This is a genomic window from Pseudonocardia tropica, assembly GCF_040105315.1.
GTDB classification, from domain to species: Bacteria; Actinomycetota; Actinomycetes; order Mycobacteriales; family Pseudonocardiaceae; genus Pseudonocardia; species Pseudonocardia alni.
On sequence record NZ_JBEDNP010000005.1, the window covers coordinates 78,341 to 95,303 of the forward strand.

At 76.4% G+C, this 16,963-nt stretch carries 18 protein-coding genes and 1 pseudogene; 14 read left to right on the forward strand and 5 right to left on the reverse strand.

Features of this window, described 5'->3' with window-relative positions; genetic code table 11:
• Positions 1–84: 84 nt before the first annotated feature.
• The 7 genes and pseudogenes from hisD (at position 85) to hisH (ending at position 7,564) form a co-directional block, all read left to right on the forward strand.
• Entirely contained in the window at positions 85–1,410 is a 1,326-nt protein-coding gene (gene hisD, locus WHI96_RS10205) for a histidinol dehydrogenase (protein WP_345649298.1), read from the forward strand.
• The gene (locus WHI96_RS10210; RefSeq protein ID WP_345649301.1) at positions 1,407–2,528 is read left to right on the forward strand and encodes a histidinol-phosphate transaminase; all 1,122 of its coding nucleotides are present in this window, start codon (positions 1,407–1,409) and stop codon (positions 2,526–2,528) included. Before hisD ends, WHI96_RS10210 begins: the two co-directional genes overlap by 4 nt.
• The gene (hisB, locus tag WHI96_RS10215) at positions 2,525–3,124 is read left to right on the forward strand and encodes an imidazoleglycerol-phosphate dehydratase HisB (RefSeq protein ID WP_345649303.1); all 600 of its coding nucleotides are present in this window, start codon (positions 2,525–2,527) and stop codon (positions 3,122–3,124) included. The genes WHI96_RS10210 and hisB overlap by 4 nt, the downstream gene beginning before the upstream one ends.
• A 36-nt stretch (positions 3,125–3,160) precedes the next feature.
• Positions 3,161–4,213: an LLM class flavin-dependent oxidoreductase gene (locus WHI96_RS10220; RefSeq protein ID WP_345649306.1), complete on the forward strand. Its 1,053-nt coding sequence runs from the start codon at positions 3,161–3,163 to the stop codon at positions 4,211–4,213.
• Positions 4,214–4,655: 442 nt separating this feature from the next.
• Positions 4,656–4,895 (forward strand): annotated as a pseudogene (locus tag WHI96_RS27835) (MmyB family transcriptional regulator); the annotation flags it as partial.
• A gap of 480 nt (positions 4,896–5,375) precedes the next feature.
• Entirely contained in the window at positions 5,376–6,815 is a 1,440-nt protein-coding gene (locus tag WHI96_RS10225) for a hypothetical protein (RefSeq protein ID WP_349302365.1), read from the forward strand.
• Positions 6,816–6,928: 113 nt separating this feature from the next.
• Positions 6,929–7,564 carry an imidazole glycerol phosphate synthase subunit HisH gene (gene hisH / locus WHI96_RS10230; protein ID WP_345649311.1) on the forward strand — a complete coding sequence of 212 codons (636 nt, stop codon included), beginning with the start codon at positions 6,929–6,931 and terminating at the stop codon, positions 7,562–7,564.
• 13 nt (positions 7,565–7,577) lie between these two features.
• Here the strand turns inward: hisH and WHI96_RS10235 are convergent, their stop codons facing one another.
• From WHI96_RS10235 to WHI96_RS10245, 3 genes are read right to left on the reverse strand one after another with little or no spacing between them, the layout of a single operon-like run.
• The gene (locus WHI96_RS10235) at positions 7,578–8,450 is read right to left on the reverse strand and encodes a DUF1707 SHOCT-like domain-containing protein (RefSeq protein WP_345649314.1); all 873 of its coding nucleotides are present in this window, start codon (positions 8,448–8,450) and stop codon (positions 7,578–7,580) included.
• A gap of 55 nt (positions 8,451–8,505) precedes the next feature.
• A complete protein-coding gene (locus tag WHI96_RS10240; protein WP_345649317.1) occupies positions 8,506–9,213 on the reverse strand; it encodes an SDR family NAD(P)-dependent oxidoreductase in 708 nt (235 codons plus the stop codon).
• 37 nt (positions 9,214–9,250) lie between these two features.
• Entirely contained in the window at positions 9,251–10,033 is a 783-nt protein-coding gene (locus WHI96_RS10245) for a DNA-formamidopyrimidine glycosylase family protein (protein ID WP_345649321.1), read from the reverse strand.
• 37 nt (positions 10,034–10,070) lie between these two features.
• Here WHI96_RS10245 and priA point away from each other — a divergent pair, with 37 nt between their 5' ends.
• From priA to WHI96_RS10265, 4 genes are read left to right on the forward strand one after another with little or no spacing between them, the layout of a single operon-like run.
• Positions 10,071–10,820, forward strand: coding sequence for a bifunctional 1-(5-phosphoribosyl)-5-((5-phosphoribosylamino)methylideneamino)imidazole-4-carboxamide isomerase/phosphoribosylanthranilate isomerase PriA (priA, locus tag WHI96_RS10250; RefSeq protein WP_345649324.1), 750 nt, complete (start codon positions 10,071–10,073; stop codon positions 10,818–10,820).
• Complete coding sequence (gene hisF, locus WHI96_RS10255; RefSeq protein WP_345649327.1) at positions 10,820–11,593, forward strand: imidazole glycerol phosphate synthase subunit HisF; 774 nt, start codon at positions 10,820–10,822, stop codon at positions 11,591–11,593. Before priA ends, hisF begins: the two co-directional genes overlap by 1 nt.
• Positions 11,590–11,955, forward strand: coding sequence for a phosphoribosyl-AMP cyclohydrolase (gene hisI / locus WHI96_RS10260; protein ID WP_345649330.1), 366 nt, complete (start codon positions 11,590–11,592; stop codon positions 11,953–11,955). Before hisF ends, hisI begins: the two co-directional genes overlap by 4 nt.
• A 43-nt stretch (positions 11,956–11,998) precedes the next feature.
• Positions 11,999–12,196, forward strand: a complete 198-nt coding sequence (locus tag WHI96_RS10265; protein ID WP_345649333.1) for a hypothetical protein — start codon at positions 11,999–12,001, stop codon at positions 12,194–12,196.
• An 18-nt stretch (positions 12,197–12,214) separates the two neighbouring features.
• On the opposite strand, the gene WHI96_RS10270 is transcribed toward WHI96_RS10265, so the two are convergent.
• A complete protein-coding gene (locus WHI96_RS10270; RefSeq protein WP_345649336.1) occupies positions 12,215–13,132 on the reverse strand; it encodes an oxygenase MpaB family protein in 918 nt (305 codons plus the stop codon).
• Positions 13,133–13,324: 192 nt separating this feature from the next.
• Between WHI96_RS10270 and WHI96_RS10275 the strand changes: the two genes are divergently transcribed.
• Positions 13,325–13,993, forward strand: a complete 669-nt coding sequence (locus WHI96_RS10275) for a response regulator (protein ID WP_345649339.1) — start codon at positions 13,325–13,327, stop codon at positions 13,991–13,993.
• On the opposite strand, the gene WHI96_RS10280 is transcribed toward WHI96_RS10275, so the two are convergent.
• Positions 13,951–14,598: a TetR/AcrR family transcriptional regulator gene (locus tag WHI96_RS10280; protein WP_345649341.1), complete on the reverse strand. Its 648-nt coding sequence runs from the start codon at positions 14,596–14,598 to the stop codon at positions 13,951–13,953. The two genes, WHI96_RS10275 and WHI96_RS10280, sit on opposite strands and share 43 nt — an antisense overlap.
• A 57-nt stretch (positions 14,599–14,655) precedes the next feature.
• Between WHI96_RS10280 and WHI96_RS10285 the strand changes: the two genes are divergently transcribed.
• Both WHI96_RS10285 and WHI96_RS10290 read left to right on the forward strand, forming a co-directional pair.
• The gene (locus WHI96_RS10285; RefSeq protein WP_345649343.1) at positions 14,656–16,275 is read left to right on the forward strand and encodes an anthranilate synthase component I; all 1,620 of its coding nucleotides are present in this window, start codon (positions 14,656–14,658) and stop codon (positions 16,273–16,275) included.
• Positions 16,272–16,922, forward strand: a complete 651-nt coding sequence (locus WHI96_RS10290) for a Trp biosynthesis-associated membrane protein (RefSeq protein WP_345649346.1) — start codon at positions 16,272–16,274, stop codon at positions 16,920–16,922. The genes WHI96_RS10285 and WHI96_RS10290 overlap by 4 nt, the downstream gene beginning before the upstream one ends.
• Positions 16,923–16,963 lie beyond the last annotated feature (41 nt).

Here is a 16,963-nt window from a genome sequence, read left to right on the forward strand (position 1 = left end):
ACTGCCACGACCCCCCGACGACGAGGACGCAGCTCACCCCGCCGGGATGAGAGCGTGTCGGAGCCCCGCCGTACCCTGGGGACCATGCTCCGCCGCCTCGACCTGCGAGCCGAACCGCTGCCCCGTCCGGCCACCCTGCGCGGCATGATGCCGCGCGCCGAGCTGGACATCGACGCCGCTCTGGAGCGTGCCCGCCCGCTGGTGGAGGACGTGCGCGACCGCGGCGCCGCCGCCGCGCTGGACGCCACCGAGCGGTTCGACCGGGTCCGCCCGGAGACCGTGCGCGTCCCGACCGAAGCGGTCTCCGGTGCCCTGCGCGACCTCGACCCGGACGTGCGCGCGGCGCTGGAGACCTCGATCGAGCGCGCCCGGGTCGTGCACGCCGAGCAGCGCAGGCCCGACGTGGTCACCCGGGTCGTCCCCGGCGGCACCGTCACCGAGCGGTTCGTCCCGGTCCGCCGGGTCGGGCTCTACGCCCCGGGCGGGCTGGCGGTCTATCCGTCGAGCGTGGTCATGAACGTGGTCCCGGCGCAGGCGGCGGGCGTGGAGTCGCTGGTCGTCGCCTCTCCGGCGCAGGCCGAGTTCGGCGGACGCCCGCACCCGACGATCCTCGCGGCGGCCGCGCTGCTCGGCGTCGACGAGGTGTGGGCCGTGGGCGGCGCCCAGTGCGTCGCGCTGCTGGCCTACGGCGGCACCGACACCGACGGCGCCGAGCTGGAGCCGGTCGACATGGTGACCGGCCCCGGCAACGTCTACGTCACCGCGGCCAAGCGGATGCTGCGCGGCCTGGTCGGGATCGACGCCGAGGCCGGCACCACCGAGATCGCGATCCTCGCCGACGACACCGCGGACGCCGCGCACGTCGCCGCCGACCTCATCTCGCAGGCCGAGCACGACCCGAACGCCGCATCGGTGCTGGTCACGACCTCCGAGGCGCTGGTGGAGCGGGTCGAGGCCGAGCTGGAGGCCCGGGTCGCCACGACCAAGCACACCGAGCGGGTGCGCACCGCGCTGACCGGGCCGCAGTCCGGGGTCATCCTGGTGTCCTCGACCGCCGACGGGGTTGCCGTCGTCGACGCCTACGCCGCCGAGCACCTGGAGATCCAGACCGCCGACTCCGCGGGCGACGCGGCGCAGGTCCGCAACGCCGGCGCGATCTTCGTCGGGGCCTGGTCGCCGGTGTCGCTCGGCGACTACTGCGCCGGGTCGAACCACGTGCTCCCGACCGGGGGCTGCGCGCGGCACTCCGGCGGGCTGTCGACGGCGACGTTCCTGCGCGGCATCCACGTCGTCGACTACGACCGCGAGGCGCTGGCCGAGGTCGCCGACCGGGTCGTGACCCTGGCGAACGCCGAGGACCTGCCCGCGCACGGCGAGGCCGTCACCGCCCGGTTCGGGACGGGCGCGTGACCGCGGGGGAGGGCGTGCGGCTGTCGGACCTGCCGCTGCGCGACGACCTGCGCGGGAAGAGCCCGTACGGCGCGCCGCAGCTCGACGTCGCGGTGCGGCTCAACACCAACGAGAACCCGTACCCGCCGCCGCCGGAGCTGGTCGCCGACGTCACCGCATCGGTGACCGACGCCGCCCGCGAGCTGCACCGGTATCCCGACCGCGACCTCGTCGCGCTGCGGAGCGACCTCGCCGCCTACCTCTCCCGGCAGACCGGGGTCGAGCTGACCACGGCGAACCTGTGGGCCGCGAACGGGTCCAACGAGATCCTCCAGCAGATCCTGCAGACCTTCGGCGGGCCCGGTCGGACCGCGCTCGGCTTCGTGCCCAGCTACTCGATGCACCCGATCCTCGCCTCCGGCACGCAGACCGAGTTCGTCCCGGTGCCGCGCCGCGCGGACTTCACCCTCGACGTCGACGCGGCGGTCGCCGTCCTGGCGGCCAAGGCCCCGGACATCACGTTCGTGACCAGCCCGAACAACCCGACCGGGCAGTCGATCGCGCCGGAGGACCTCGCGCGGCTGGTCGACGCCGCTCCCGGCGTGGTCGTCGTCGACGAGGCCTACGCCGAGTTCGCGGAGGCCACCGGCCGCCCGAGCGCCACGACCCTGCTGGGCACCCACGGCCACAAGCTCGTGGTGTCGCGGACGATGAGCAAGGCGTTCGCCTTCGCCGGCGGGCGCCTGGGCTACCTCGCCGCCGCGCCCGCGGTCATCGACGCGCTGCAGTTGGTGCGGCTGCCGTACCACCTCTCGGTGCTGTCGCAGGCCGCCGCGCGCGCTGCGCTCCGCCACGCCGACGCGACCCTCGGCTCGGTCGCGCTGCTCGCCGCCGAGCGGGACCGGGTCTGCGACGAGCTCGCCGCCGCCGGGTACGACGTGGTGCCCTCGGACGCCAACTTCGTGCTCTTCGGGCGCTTCGCCGACGCCGGCCGCGCCTGGAAGGGCTTCCTCGACCAGGGCGTGCTGATCCGCGACGTCGGCATCCCCGAGCGGCTGCGGGTCACCGTGGGCACGCCGGAGGAGAACGACGCCTTCCTCACCGCCGCCACCGACCTCGCCACCAAGGAGCTGCTGTGAGCCGCATCGGACGCGTCGAGCGCGTCACCAAGGAGACCCGGATCGTCGTCGAGATCGACCTCGACGGCACCGGGCGCACCGACATCGCCACCAAGGTCCCGTTCTTCGACCACATGCTCGACGCGTTCGGCAAGCACGGCAGCTTCGACCTGTCGGTGCACGCCGAGGGCGACATCGAGATCGACTCCCACCACACCGTGGAGGACGTCGCGATCGTGCTGGGCCAGGCGATCCGCCAGGCGCTGGGGGACAAGAAGGGCATCCGCCGCTTCGGCGACGCCTGGATCCCGATGGACGAGGCCCTCGCCCAGGCCGTCGTGGACGTCTCCGGCCGGCCCTACACCGTGTGCACCGGCGAGCCGGAGATGATGCGCGGCTTCGTCGTCGGCGGGCACTACCCGACCGTGCTGAACAGGCACGTGTTCGAGTCCCTGGCCTTCCACGGGCACCTCGCGCTGCACGTCCGGGTGCTCGACGGCCGCGACCCGCACCACATCACCGAGGCCGAGTTCAAGGCCGTCGCCCGCGCGCTGCGGGCCGCGACCGAGCCCGACCCGCGGGTCACCGGGGTGCCGTCCACCAAGGGCGCCCTCTAGGGGAATGTTGAGCCCTCAACTTCTGTTGCAGAGGGCATGACGAAGATCGGGTTCCTGTCGTTCGGGCACCACGGGGAGGTCCCCGGGTCCCGGACCCCCACCGCCGCCGACGCGCTGCGCCAGACCGTGGAGCTGGCCCGCGCCGCGGAGGACATCGGCATCGACGGCGCCTTCGTGCGCGTGCACCACTTCGAGCGCCAGCTGGCCGCCCCGTTCCCGCTGCTCGCGGCGATCGCGGCGACCACCAGCCGGATCGAGATGGGCACCGGCGTGATCGACATGCGCTACGAGAACCCGCTCTACATGGCCGAGGAGGCCGCCGCGACCGACCTGCTCTCGGGCGGACGGCTGCAGCTCGGCGTGAGCCGGGGGTCGCCGGAGATCGCGCTGAACGGCGCCGAGGCCTTCGGGTACCGACCCGCCGACGGGCAGACCCACGCCGACGCCGCCCGCGCCAAGGCCGAGGTGTTCCTCGCCGCGATCCGCGGTGCCGGGGTGGCACCCGCCGACCCGGCCCGCACCCGCGGCCGGCACGTCGCGCTCCCGGTGCAGCCGCAGTCCCCGGGCCTCGGCGACCGCGTCTGGTGGGGCGCGGGCACCCGGGCCACCGCCGAGTGGGCCGCGACCCAGGGCATGAACCTGCAGAGCTCGACGCTGCTCACCGAGGACACCGGAGAGTCGTTCGACCGGCTGCAGGCCGAGCAGATCCTGCGCTACCGCGAGGCCTGGGCCGCCGCCGGGCACGAGCGCACCCCGCTGGTGTCGGTGTCGCGCAGCGTCATCCCGATCACGACCGACCTGGACCGCCGCTACTTCGGTGAGCGCGGCGAGGACGACCAGGTCGGGATCCTCGACGGCGCCCGGTCCCGGTTCGGCCGCAGCTACGTCGGCGACCCGGACCGGATCGCCGCCGAGCTCGCCGACGACGTCGCCGTGCGGGAGGCGGACTACGTGCTGTTCACCGTGCCCAACCAGCTCGGAGTGGAGTACAACGCGCACCTGCTCCGCTCGATCGCCGAGCGGGTCGCCCCGGCGATCGGCTGGGCGCCGGCCGGTCACCGGGTCGCGGCGGCGGTCATCGGCAGTTGAGGCGGCCCGGGCACCGGCGCGTCCGGCCGTCGAACCCCGGGGTGAGCACAGGTTCGACGGCCGGCCCGTCGGCGGTGCGCAGCTCGATGGTCGCCGTTCCCGGGGACCCGGGGTGCGGGCGTCCCAGGGTGGGGCCGTGGCAGGACCCACTGGGCTGAGCGCCTACCTGCAGGCGCGGCGGGCGCTCGTCACCCGGCCCGGGTCGGACTGCCCGACACCGGCGCGCGGCGGACCCCCGGCTGAGCCGCGAGGAGGTGGCGACGCCGGCGGAGGTCAGCGTCGACCACCACGTGCGGCCGGAGAGGGGGCGCGACACCAACCCGTCGCCCAGGTCCTCACCGGGCTCACCCGCGTCCTGCAGCGCGACGCCGCGGCCACGGCCCACCTGCACGGCCTCGTCCGGCCGGGGACGACGGACGCCCCGGGACCGGCCGGCGAGGAGGTGCCCGAAGGCAGCCGGCCGCTGCTCGACGCCGTCGGCCTCCCCGCGTTCGTCGAGCGCCGGGCCTTCGACGTGCTCGCCGTCAACCGGATCGCCGGGGCGCTCTGTCCCGCGATCCGGCCCGGCGCCAACCGGCTCCGCTCGATGTTCCTCGGCGACGCCGAGCGCGCGCTGCACCCGGACCGGGACCGCGACGCCGCGACGACGGTGGCCGAGTTCCGGGCGTCGCCCGGTCCCGAACCCGCGACCCCGCCGTCGCCGCCCAGGCCGAGGAGCTGTCGGCGGCGAGCGCGACGTTCCGCGAGGTCTGGCGACGCGACGACGTCGACCTGCTCACCGGGCCGTCGTGCGCTGGGAGCACCCACGGGCCGGGCCCGGCGTTGCGCCGGGTCGACTACCCGGTCCCGGGCACCCGGGGCCAGGTGCTGGTCGTGTACCTCGCCGCACCCGGCGGCGACGACGCCGAGCTCGCCCATCTCGTGCCGCCGATCGCGGGTCCGCGCGGAGATCCGCCCCTCGCGCGCGTCCGGACGCACGCGGACGGCGGATCTGCGCGCGGGCTGCGGATCACCGGTGGGGCCCTGCGAGGGCCCCGGTCGACGGGGCCTGCTCGGGGGAGGCGATCGCCCCGACGACGATCTCTCGCCCGGTGGGCGACCCCGACGACCTGGCCGCCTCGTCCTCACCGAGTCCGCGCTGGTCGGGGTCCTCGGCGCGGCAGTGGGCACGGTGCTCGCGGTCGTCTCGGCCGCACCGTTGCACGCCGTGCTCGTCGCCGCCGACGCCGTACGGCCGGCCCGGGTACCCGCCGTCGCCGGGCCGCTCGCCGTCGCGGGCGCCGCCGGGGTGCTGCTCGCGGTCACCGGTGGTCTCGCCGCGGCGCGCCGGGCGGCCCGGGGGGCGCCGCTGGACGTCGTCCACGACACCGGTCCCGGACGCGGACCGGCGCGGGGCCGGCTGGTCGGCGGGCTGCTCGCGCTCGCCGCCGGGGTCCTGCTCGCGGTCCGGACCGCCGCGGTGACCGGCGACGGCCGCGTCGGGCTCGCCCTCTCGGCCGGTGCCGCGCTGGTGGTCGCGTCCGCGCTGCTCGCCCCGGCGCTGGTCGGCGTGCTCGCGCGGGCCGGCACCGCTCGCCCGGGCGGTCGGGTCACCGTGGCGCTGGTCCGCGCCGAGCTCGGGACGAACCCGGAGCGGGCGGGCGCGGTCGTCGCGCCGGTGGTCGTCGCGGTCGGGTTCGCGGTGCTGCTCGGCGGGCTCGTCGCGACCTCCGCCGCCGCGTACCCGGCCCAGCGGACCGCGCAGCTCGCCGGGCAGGTGACCGTGGAGCGCGACGGCACGCCCGGCCTGCCCGACGACGTCGCCCGCGCCCTCGCCGTCCCCGGCGCCCGGATCCCGCTGCCGACCGTGCTCGTCGTCGGAGGACCTGCGGGACCGACCGCCGTCGACGCGGTCGGGACGGCCGACCCCGGCCTGGTGCGGCCGGGGGAGGTGGTCCTGTCCACCCCGACGGCCGACGCGCTCGGCCTCGCCGGGGGTGCGACCCTCGACGCCCGGTTCGCCGACGGCGGTGTCGTTCCGCTGCGGGTCGCGCGCGTCCTGCCGCCCGACGAGCGGCGCGGGGACCTCGTCGTCGACCGCTCCCAGGTGCGCGCGCACGACCCGGCGGCGCTCACCCGCACCGCGTTCCTGCCGGCGGGCGCGGTGCCCGACCCGGCACCGCCCGGGGTCACCGTGCGGGACGCGGCGGCCTACGCGGCCGCCGAGTACGCCGTCGACGCCCGGCTGACCGGCCTGCTGGCGACGCTGCTGGTCGCGGTGTCGGCGGGCTACGGCGCGCTGGGCGTGGCGGCGGGCGTCGGCGCGGCGACCGGGACCCGGCGGGCCGACCTGGCCGTCCTCGTCGCGGCCGGGGCGACCCGGGGCCGGATCGTCGCGACCGTCGCCGCCGAGACCGGTGCGGCCGCGACGCTCGGGAGCCTGCTCGGCCTGGCGGTGGCCGTGCCGCCCCTGGCCGCGGTGGCATCGGGGCTGTCGGCGGCCACCGGCACCGCGGTGGCCCCCGTGCCCGACGTCGGCGTGACCGTCCTCGCCGCCGGAACCTGCGTGCTCGTCGCCGTCCTCGCCGGTGCGGTGACCGCGGCACGGGCGGTCCGACCATGATCATCAGTACCTGGGCGCTGTCACCGGTGGCCCGAGCAGCCCCCAGGGTACTGATGATCATGGCGCAGACCCGGGGCCACGGGGGCCGCGGGGGCGGCGACTACGCTGGTCGCGTGGCACGCATCGTCGTCCTCGACTACGGCTCCGGGAACCTGCGCTCCGCCGAGCGCGCCCTCGAACGCGTCGGCGCGGACGTCACCGTCACGTCCGACTTCGACGCGGCGACCGAGGCCGACGGTCTCGTCGTCCCCGGGGTGGGCGCCTTCGCGGCGTGCATGGCGGGCCTGCACGCCGTCCGCGGCCCGCAGATCATCGGGCGTCGCCTCGCCGGCGGGCGCCCGGTCCTCGGGATCTGCGTCGGCATGCAGGTCATGTTCGAGCGCGGCGTCGAGTTCGACGAGGACACCGAGGGCTGCGGCGAGTGGCCCGGCACCGTCGAGCGGATCCAGGCCGACGTGCTGCCGCACATGGGCTGGAACACCGTCCGGACCCCGCCCGACAGCACGTTGTTCGCCGGGCTCGACGCCGACACCCGCTTCTACTTCGTGCACTCGTTCGGCGTGCGGCGCTGGACCCTGGAGCCCTCGCACGCGATCGCCCCGCCGAAGGTGACCTGGACCCACCACGGCGAGGACGTCGTCGCCGCGGTGGAGAACGGGCCGCTGTCGGCGACCCAGTTCCACCCGGAGAAGTCCGGCGACGCCGGCGCCGCGGTCCTGGAGAACTGGCTGCGCTCGGTCAGGGGCTGAGCGGGCCGCCGGGTCAGGACGCGGCGAACACCGCGACCCCACTGCCGTCGGGCCGCGCGGTCACCGTGCCGCGCCGAGCCGAGCCGTCCGTGCAGGTGATCTCGACGGCCGGGCCCGAGCCGGGGTCGAACACCATCAGCCGCACGGAGCGGGCGCCGGGGACACCGGTCGCGCGCGGTGCGTCGGCGAGTAGCCCCGCGAGGGCGGTCGTGTCGAGGTCGCCCAGGTCGACGGTGCGCTGATCGGGGTCACGGGCGATCGCGGACACGACGTCGAGCCTGGTGAGCCCGGCCCCCGGCGTCCAGGTGTAGGTCCGGTCCGCGCGCGGGTTCCCCGGCTCGGCGATCTGAACCCCGCCGTCGTCGGAACCGCGTACCGACAGCGAGTCGACGACGGTGCCACCCGAGACGCGGCGGACGGCCGCGACCAGCTCGGTCAGGCCCCGGTCGGTCCGCAGGTCGACCGACTCGACGACGGCCGGGGCGGTGACGGGGACGGGCGCGGCTGCCGTGGGAGGCGGCACCGGCGGCTGGTGCACCGGACGGGAGACGACGGCGTGCGCGACGGCCATCGCCGCGACCAGCGCGACGGTCACACCGACCCGCACCGGCCAGTAGCCCGGCGCGTCCCGGTCCGGCCGTGTGGGGGAGGCCGCCACGCTCCGGGCCGGCGACGGCCCGCGCCGGACTCGCGCGACCCCGGGAAGCTGCAGGTCCGCGGTGAGCGCGGTGAGGTCACCGATGTGCGCCGCCCGCAGCGCGGCGGCGACCCGGGTCCGGTGCTCGACGCCGTCGATCTGGCCCTCGGCGAAGGCGACGTCGAGCCGGTCGCAGGTCGCGGTCCGGTCGGAGTCACGGGCCCGCTTGCGGGAACGGAGGGAAGGCACGGCGGCGAGTGTGACGGTCGCGCACGACGACCGTGGCCGTTCCGCGGAACGCGCCTCAGCCCAGCGCGTACTCCCCGGAGCGCAGGTCGAACGTCACCGTCCGCCTGTCCGAGCGCAGCGCCTCGAGCACCTGCCCGACGAGCGTCGCGACGTCGGAGCCCGCGGCGATCCCCGAGGGCACCGTCCCGGCGACGGCACGGTCGGCCAGCCCGGTCTCGATGTGCGGCGGCCGCACGTCGAGCACCCGCACGCCCTGCTTGCGCACGCCACCGCGGGTGGCGGTCAGCCACGCCGACAGCGCCGCCTTCGACGCCGAGTACGCCGCCATCCCCGGGGTCGGCACGTCGGCCAGGATCGCCGAGATCATCGCGAGCGTCCCGCCGGCCCGGCCGTCGGAGGAAGACCTCGGCGGGAAGCGGCGCAGCGCGGCCCGGCCGACCGCCATCGGGGCCTGCGCGTTCACCGTCAGGAGGTGCTCGGTGACGACGTCGTTCTCCGACTCCTCGCCGAACCCGGCCACCCCGATCGCGACGAGCACCAGGTCCAGCCCGCCCAGGGCGTCCGCGGCCTCGTCGACGACGGCGGCGCAGCGCTCCAGGTCGAGTGCGTCGAAGCGGAACGTGGGCTCGCCGTCGGCCCCGGAGGGCTCGGTGCGGCCCGCGAGCGCGAGCGTCGCGCCCTGCTCGCGCAGGGCCTCGGTGAGCGCGCCGCCCAGCACACCCGTCGCCCCGACCACCAGCGTCCGCGCCCCGGAGAGTTCCATGATCCGACGGTAGGGCGAACCGGCGCGGGCCGCGCGTTCACCGCTGGCAGCGCGGGCACCACCAGGTCTCGCGGCCGTGCGGGGTGCGCTCCGGCGGCGCGAACGCCACCGCGGTGCCGCACCGCAGGCAGGGCCGCCGGTAGCGCCCGTGGACGAAGTGCCGCGGCCGGACCCGGCCGGTGGTGTTCTGCGCCGGGTTGCGCACGACGGCGTCGCGCAGCAGCGCGCGGCCGTGCCCGAGGACCGCGCCGGGGTCGCCGACCGCGGAGCACGTCCGCCACGGGGAGACCCGCTCCAGGAACAGCAGCTCCTGGGCCCACATGTTCCCCAGCCCGGCGACGACGCGCTGGTCCAGCAGCGCCGCCAGCACCGCCCGGTCGGGTTCGGCGAGCAGCCGGGCGACCGCCGCGTCGCCGTCGAAGGGGTCGCCGAGCAGGTCGGGGCCCAGGTGCCCGACGACGGTGTGCTCGTCGCGGGTCGCCAGCACCGCCAGCACCGGCAGCCCGATCCCGGCGAGGGTGCGGCCGTCGGTGAGGTGCAGCGCGATCCGCAGGTCGGCCGCGACGGCGCGGGGAAGCCGCCGCCCGGGCCGCAGCACCGACCACCGCCCGGACATCCGCAGGTGCGAGTGCACGGTCCAGCCGCCGGCGGTGCGGGCCAGCAGGTGCTTGCCGCGCGGCACCCAGCCGGTGATCCGCTCCCCGGCGAGGTCGGCGCCGGCGAAGCGGGGGTGGCGCACGTCCGAGCGTGCGACCACCGCGCCCGCGGTGGCCGCGTCCAGCCGCGCCGCGAGCCGGAAGATGCTGTCCCCCTCGGCCACCCCCGGAGGCTACGAGCGGCGCGGATACCCTGGCGCGGTGAGCTTCACGTTGCTTCCCGCGGTGGACGTCGTCGACGGGCAGGCCGTCCGGCTGGTGCAGGGCGAGGCCGGCACCGAGACCGGCTACGGCTCGCCCCTGGAGGCGGCCCTGACCTGGCAGTCCGGCGGCGCCGAGTGGGTCCACCTGGTGGACCTCGACGCCGCGTTCGGGCGCGGCTCGAACGCCGGGCTGCTGGCCGAGGTCGTCGGCCGCCTCGACGTGGCGGTCGAGCTGTCCGGCGGCATCCGCGACGACGAGTCCCTCGACCGTGCGCTGTCCACCGGCGCGGCCCGGCTCAACCTGGGCACCGCCGCGCTGGAGCAGCCCGAGTGGTGCCGGAAGGTCCTCGCCGAGCACGGCGAGCGGATCGCGATCGGCCTCGACGTCAAGATGATCGACGGCAGGCGCCGCGTCGCCGGCCGCGGCTGGACCTCCGACGGCGGCGACCTCTGGGAGGTCCTCGCCCGCCTCGACGCCGACGGCGCCACCCGCTACATCGTCACCGACGTCTCCAAGGACGGCACCCTCCAGGGCCCGAACGTCGAGCTGCTCACCGAGGTCGCGAAGGCCACCACCGCCCCGGTGATCGCGTCGGGCGGGATCTCCGAGGTCGCCGACCTGACCCGGCTCGCCGAGGTCGCCGCGACCGGGGTGAACATCGAGGGGTCGATCATCGGCAAGGCGCTCTACGCCGGCCGGTTCACCCTGCCCGAGGCGCTCGCCGCGGTCCGGGAGGTGAGCGCCTGATGGGCGTCGCGGTCCGCGTCATCCCCTGCCTGGACGTCGACGCCGGGCGCGTGGTGAAGGGCGTCAACTTCAAGGAGCTGCGCGACGCGGGCGACCCGGTCGAGATGGCGCGGGTCTACGACGCCGAGGGCGCCGACGAGCTGACCTTCCTCGACGTCACCGCGTCGTCGTCGGAGCGCGGCACCATGATCGACGTGGTGCGCCGTACCGCCGAGCAGGTGTTCATCCCGCTGACCGTCGGCGGCGGCATCCGCACCCCCGACGACGTCGACCGGATGCTGCGCGCGGGCGCGGACAAGGTCTCGGTGAACACCGCCGCGATCGCCCGGCCCACGCTGCTGCACGAGATGTCGCGGCGCTTCGGCAGCCAGTGCATCGTGCTGTCGGTCGACGCCCGTCGCGTCCCCGAGGGCGGGGAGCCGCAGCCGTCGGGCTGGGAGGTCACCACGCACGGCGGGCGCCGGTCGGCCGGGATCGACGCCGTCGAGTGGGCCGAGCGCGGCCAGGAGCTCGGCGTCGGGGAGATCCTGCTCAACTCGATGGACGCCGACGGCACCCGCGCCGGGTTCGACCTGGAGATGCTGACCGCGGTGCGGAAGGTCGTCGACGTCCCGGTGATCGCCTCCGGCGGCGCCGGCGCGGTCGAGCACTTCGCCCCCGCGGTGCGCGCCGGGGCGGACGCGGTGCTCGCCGCCAGCGTGTTCCACTTCGGGCAGCTGCGGATCGGCGAGGTCAAGGACGCACTGCGGGGCGAGGGGGTCGAGATCCGGTGACGGCCCGGCTCACGGCGGCGGAGTCCGCGCTTGACCCGGCGGTCGCCGCCCGCCTCAAGCGCGACGCCGACGGCCTGGTCTGCGCCGTCGTCCAGTCCCGCGCCGGTGAGGTGCTGATGGTCGGCTGGATGGACGACGAGGCGCTGCACCGCACCCTGACCACCGGCCGGGGGACCTACTGGTCGCGGTCGCGGCAGGAGTACTGGGTCAAGGGCGACACGTCGGGGCACGTGCAGCACGTGCACGAGGTCCGGCTGGACTGCGACGGCGACGCGGTGCTCGTGGTCGTCGACCAGGAGGGGCCGGCCTGCCACACCGGGACCCGGACCTGTTTCGACACCGACGTCCTGCTGGGGGACTGAGTTCCCCGGTGCGCCGACCGGCCGCACCGGGCATCCTCGGGACATGGATTCCGAGAAGGAACGGCAGGACGGCGACGACCCCCGCGCCCGGTGGCGGACCATGCCCGAGCCGGTCCGCCCGGAGCAGTGGGTGGCCGAGCACGACACCGACCCGGTGCCCGGCTCGGTCCGCGACGCCGAGGCCCGGCGCGAGTCCGAGGAGCGTCGGTGGCTGATCGAACGCGGCGGGGCCGGCGGCTGAGCCCGCAGGGCCACCGGGTCACGGATGTGCGGGCGGCATCGGCGGCGGCCGGGCCGGGGCCGAGGTGACCCACCGGATCCCGGCGGTGATCGCATGCCCACCGGCCCGCACGACGGTCGCCTCGGCGACGGGCAGCCAGGGCAGCCGCAGCGGCATCCGCGTCCAGCGCGGCATCAGCCCCACCGACGCGGCGGCCAGCACCGAGTACGGGACCCGCGCGGAGAGCGGCAGCGGCGGCTCCCACAGCAGGAACCGGGCGGCGTCGCGGGCCGCGGGGGTCCCGGCCAGCTCGGGCCGGTACCCGTCGAGCTGCGCCCGCAGCTGGGCGGTGGACTCCGGCGGGTCCGGCACGCCCAGCTCACGGGCGACGCGTGCGGTGTCGGCGACGTAGGCGTCGCGGCCGGCGGCGTCGAGCGGGGTGCTGCCGTAGCGGTCGTGCGCGGTGAGGAAGCTGTCGATCTCGGCGATGTGCACCCAGCGCAGCAGGTGCGGGTCCGACGCCGAGTAGGGGCGCCCGTCCGGCGCGGTCCCGCGGACGTGGACGTGGGCCCGCCTGATCCGGGCGATCACCCGCTCGGCCTCCTCGGCCGGGCCGAACGTCGTGGCGGCCAGGAAGTACGAGGTGCGCTGCAGCCGTCCCCACGGGTCGCCCCGGAACCCGGAGTGCCCGGCGACCCCGGCCATGGCCAGCGGGTGCAGCGACTGCAGCAGCAGCGCCCGCAGCCCGCCGACGAACATCGACGCGTCGCCGTGCACGGTGCGGATCGCGGCGTCCTCGGCGAACCAGCGCGGGCCCTCCGCGCCGAGGACGCGGGCCCGGCGGCCGGAGCCCTCGTCCCCGGCGACCCGGCTGAACACCGCCGAGCCGATCCGCGAGCGCAGGGCCGCGAGCCCGTCGGTGACGGCGTCGGGGAGCCGGGCGGACAGATCGACCATGGCCCCAGTGTGCGGTCGCACCCCGGCGGCGGCCACCGGGTCGGCATCCGGCGGTCCCGCAGGCAGGACGGCTCCGGCAGCCGGGTGACAGTCTTGCTCCCGGGGTGGCGTGCTCACCGGTCGGTCGGCGAGGCGATGCGGGGACACGCCGACGGGCGCGGTAGGACGGTGACCGGCGTACGGAGGGGAGCGATGACGAGCGACGCGAGCGTCGGCGTCCTGCTGGCCGACGAGGAGGAACCGGTCCGCGCCGGGCTGCGCGCGGTGCTCGACGCCGACCCCGGCATCACCGTCCTCGGCGAGGCCGCCGACGGCGCCGCGGTCCCCGGCCTGGTCACCCGGCTGCGGCCCGACGTCGTGCTGGCCGACGTCCGCATGCCCGCCGACGACGACGGCACCGCGGCCCGGGTGCTGCTGCGCCGCCCCGACCCGCCCCGGGTGCTGGTGCTCACCACCTTCGGCCACGACCGGTACGTCCTGGACGCGCTGCGCGCCGGGGCCGGTGGCTTCCTGCTGAAGCGGACCCCGCCGCGCGACGTGCTCCGGGCGGTGCGCACCGTCGCCGCGGGGGAGTCGCTGCTGTTCCCGGCGGCGGTGCGCGAGCTCGTGGCCGGGTTCGCCGCCGACGACGGCGACCGGCTCACCGCCGCCGGGCTGACCGCACGGGAGGGCGGGGTGCTGCGGCTGATGGCGCGCGGGCTGTCCGACGCCGAGATCGCCGGGGAGCTGGCACTGGGTGTGGCGGTGGTGCGGACCCACGTCGCCGCGGTGCTGGCCAAGACCGGGTCGCGGGGCCGGACCCAGGCGGTCGTCGCCGCCTACTCCTCGGGGTTCGTCGACCCCAGGTTCCCGGTCAGGTAGCGCTGCACGGTCGGCCCGACCGCGGCGACGACGTCCTCGCGCGGCGCCGAGGCCAGCGGCTCCAGCCGCACCACGTAGCGGATCATGCCGATCCCGATCAGCTGCGCGGCGACGAGTGCGCCCCGCTCGTCGGGCCGGTCGGGCGAGTGCACGCGGGTGACCGGCACCAGGATCGCCTTGCCGACGAACTCGCGCAGCATCCGGGCCGCGGCCTCGTGACCCGCGACGCTGCGCAGCATCGCCGCCATCGGGGCGCCGCCGCCGGTGTCCCACACGGTCAGGAAGGTGCGCACGATCCGCTCGCCGACGGCGTCGTCCGGACCGCGCAGCACGCGCTCACGGACCTGCTCGGGCTCGATGGGCAGGTCCAGCGCGGCGAGGAACAGCTTCTCCTTGCCGCCGAACCAGTGGTTCACCATGGCCGGGTCGACCCCGGCCCGCTCGGCGATCCGGCGGACCGTGGCGCCGTCGAAGCCGCGGTCGGCGAACTCGGCGCGGGCGGCCGCGAGCAGCCCGGCCCGGGTGTCCGCGCCGCCGGACCGGCGGCCACGACGCCGTGGCGGCGCCCCCGGGTCCGGGGGTGCGGTGGCGCTCGGTTCGGTCATGCGCCCCATCCTCACCCGCGCGAGGGCGGCCGTCACTGCTCGGGGACAATGAGTCGCATGACCCAGCGGACCCAGAACGCATCCGGTGGCGCGACGACGACCGGGGCCCCCGCCCCCGCGGTTCCCGCGGCCGCCGCCCTGGGCGCGGTGAGCCCGACCCGTGAGGAGTTCCGGGAGCTGGCGCGCGCGCACCGGGTCATCCCGGTGACCCGGCGGCTGCTGGCCGACGACGAGACCCCGGTCGGGGTCTACCGCAAGCTCGCGGGCGGGACCGCGGGCACGTTCCTGCTGGAGTCCGCCGAGAACGGCCGGTCCTGGTCGCGGTGGTCGTTCGTCGGGGCCCGCAGCGCCGCCGCGCTCACCGCCGTCGACGGCGAGCTGGTCTGGACCGGGGAGGTGCCCGACGGCCTGCCCACCACCGGCGACCCGCTCGACGCGCTGCGCACCGTGGTCACCGAGCTGCACTCCGAGCCGCTGCCCGGGCTCCCGCCGCTGACCGGCGGCATGGTCGGCTACCTCGGCTACGACATCGTCCGCCGCGTCGAGCGCATCGCCGACCCGGACGACCCGGCCGTCGACGACCTGGCGCTGCCCGAGCTGGTCATGCTGCTGGCCACCGACCTGGCCGCGCTCGACCACCACGAGGGCACCGTCACCCTGATCGCCAACGCGATCAACTGGGACGCCACCGACGAGCGCGTCGACCAGGCCTACGACGACGCCGTCGCCCGGCTCGAGCGGATGACCGGGGAGCTCGCCGTGCCCGCGCCCAGCTCGGTCGCGGTGTACACCCCGACCCGCCCGGAGTTCCTCCGCCGGCGCACCCCCGAGCAGCACCACGCCGCGATCGAGGACGCCAAGGAGCAGATCCGCGCCGGTGAGGCGTTCCAGATCGTGCTGTCGCAGCGCTTCGAGATGGAGTGCGACGCCGACCCGCTCGAGGTCTACCGGATCCTGCGCACCACGAACCCGAGCCCGTACATGTACCTGCTGCGTCTCGACGACGCGGCGGGCGGGCCGCCGTTCTCCATCGTCGGGTCCAGCCCGGAGGCGCTGGTCAGCGTGCTCGACGGGCGCGCCACCACCCATCCCATCGCGGGTACCCGCTGGCGTGGCGCGACCGACGAGGAGGACCGGCTCCTGGAGAAGGAGCTGCGCGGCGACGAGAAGGAGCGCGCCGAGCACCTGATGCTCGTCGACCTCGGCCGCAACGACCTGGGCCGGGTGTGCGAGCCCGGCACGGTGACCGTGCGGAACTTCTTCGAGATCGAGCGCTACAGCCACGTCATGCACCTGGTGTCGACGGTGACCGGGCTGCTGCGCGGCGACCGCACCGCGTTCGACGCCGTCGTCGCCTGCTTCCCGGCCGGCACCCTGTCCGGGGCGCCGAAGGTGCGGGCCATGCAGGTCATCGACCGGCTGGAACCGACCCGGCGCGGCCAGTACGGCGGCATCGTCGGCTATCTCGACTTCGCGGGCAACGCCGACACGGCGATCGCCATCCGCACCGCGATGATCCGCAACGGGACCGCGTACGTGCAGGCGGGCGGCGGGATCGTCGCCGACTCCGACCCGGCCGCGGAGGACATGGAGTGCCTGAACAAGGCCCGGGCGGTGCTCTCGGCCGTCGCCGCGGCCGGGTCCGTGTCACCCCCGCCGGCCCTGGGCAGCGCGTGACGGCGCCCGGCGACGACGGGGCCACCGCGCCCGCGGCGGACCGCACCGACCGGCGGGCACTCGGCCTGACCGTGCTCGGGCTGCTGCTCAGCGCCGGGGCGCTGTGGGGCGCCGGGGCGGCCGAGTGGTTCGTGCTGGAGGTGCCCACCACGACCCGCGGCACCGTCGAGCTCGGCGCCACCGGCGCGCAGCTGCAGCCCGCGGTCACCGCGGTCGCGGCGCTGCTGGTGGCGGCCGTCGCCGCGCTGGTCGCGCTGTCCGGGATCGCCCGCCGCGTGCTGGGCGTGCTGGTCGGGCTCGCCGGGGTGGCCGCGGTGGTGCTGACCCTGCGGCTGGTCGCCGTGCCGCCGTCGGCGGTGGAGCTGGCCTCGGCCCGTTCCGGGTTGACCGCCCCGAACGCCCCCGCGGGCTCCGGCGCGGTCTCGGCGACGCCGTGGCCCTGGCTGGCCGTCGCCGGCGGGGTCGTCGCGCTCGCCGCGGCGGTGCTGCTGGTGGTCCGCGAGCCGCGGCTGCCACGACTCGGCGCCCGGTACGCCGCACCGGGGACGCAGGCGGCCACGACACCGACCGACCCCGACCGGGCGGCCTGGGAACGGCTCGACGCCGGCGGCGACCCGACCGTCGGCCCGCGTGAGGGGGAGAACTAGCATGACCTCGACGTCCGGGCGACGCGCGAGCGGAGGAGGAG

Bases quoted from the DNA above. Each gene is read 5' to 3' on its own strand.
- hisD (WP_345649298.1), top strand. From the start codon at position 85: ATGCTCCGCCGCCTCGACCTGCGAGCCGAACCGCTGCCCCGTCCGGCC.
- WHI96_RS10220 (WP_345649306.1), top strand. From the start codon at position 3,161: ATGACGAAGATCGGGTTCCTGTCGTTCGGGCACCACGGGGAGGTCCCC.
- WHI96_RS10240 (WP_345649317.1), bottom strand. From the start codon at position 9,213: ATGGAACTCTCCGGGGCGCGGACGCTGGTGGTCGGGGCGACGGGTGTG.
- hisF (WP_345649327.1), top strand. From the start codon at position 10,820: ATGGGCGTCGCGGTCCGCGTCATCCCCTGCCTGGACGTCGACGCCGGG.
- WHI96_RS10265 (WP_345649333.1), top strand. From the start codon at position 11,999: ATGGATTCCGAGAAGGAACGGCAGGACGGCGACGACCCCCGCGCCCGG.
- WHI96_RS10270 (WP_345649336.1), bottom strand. From the start codon at position 13,132: ATGGTCGATCTGTCCGCCCGGCTCCCCGACGCCGTCACCGACGGGCTC.
- WHI96_RS10275 (WP_345649339.1), top strand. From the start codon at position 13,325: ATGACGAGCGACGCGAGCGTCGGCGTCCTGCTGGCCGACGAGGAGGAA.
- WHI96_RS10280 (WP_345649341.1), bottom strand. From the start codon at position 14,598: ATGACCGAACCGAGCGCCACCGCACCCCCGGACCCGGGGGCGCCGCCA.
- WHI96_RS10285 (WP_345649343.1), top strand. From the start codon at position 14,656: ATGACCCAGCGGACCCAGAACGCATCCGGTGGCGCGACGACGACCGGG.